A 615-nucleotide genomic window follows, 5' to 3' on the forward strand; every position below is an offset into this window, starting at 1 on the left:
GAGGCCTTCGTCGATCACCTATGATCGCGAGGGTTCCGTGTTCGCAACCTCCAAGGCGGACCAGTTCGACTTCGCCTCCGCGCTCGAGGGCGCCCGACTGCTCCACCTGTCGGGCATCACGCCGGCGCTCGGCCCCGGAGGTGTCGCGCTTGCGCAAGCCGCCGTCGCCGCGGCCGATAGCGCCGGCGTGCCTGTCTGTTTCGACGGCAATTACCGCGCGCTGCTGTGGGACGCGTGGGACAGCGACCCGCGCAGCGTGCTGACTGACCTGATGCAGTCGGCAACGGTCATGATCGGCAACCACCGGGATATCTCGTTGCTGCTGGGCAAGGCGTTCTCCGGCGATGGCTCCGACCGTCGGCGCGAGGCCGCGCTGGCCGCCTTCGAGGCGTTTCCGAAGCTGCAGCTGATCGCCTCGACCGCGCGGCATGTGGTCAATTCCGGCCATCACCGTATCGCCGCGCGTCTCGATGCGCGGGACGCGGCGCACCAGACCAGCGAGGTGGACGTCACCGGCATCGTCGACCGCATCGGCACCGGAGACGCCTTCGCGGCGGGCGTGCTGCACAAGTGGCTGCAGGGCGCGGATCTCGTCGCCACCGCGCAGGCGGGGCT

The 615-nt window shown here is 69.8% G+C and carries 1 protein-coding gene; it reads left to right on the forward strand.

The genetic code is table 11. The features are described 5' to 3' along the window. A partial coding sequence (locus HWN72_RS30790; protein WP_248006505.1) for a PfkB family carbohydrate kinase occupies positions 1-615 on the forward strand: 615 nt, incomplete at both ends.

Source organism: Novosphingobium sp. HR1a, assembly GCF_015594425.1.
GTDB classification, from domain to species: domain Bacteria; phylum Pseudomonadota; class Alphaproteobacteria; order Sphingomonadales; family Sphingomonadaceae; genus Novosphingobium; species Novosphingobium resinovorum_A.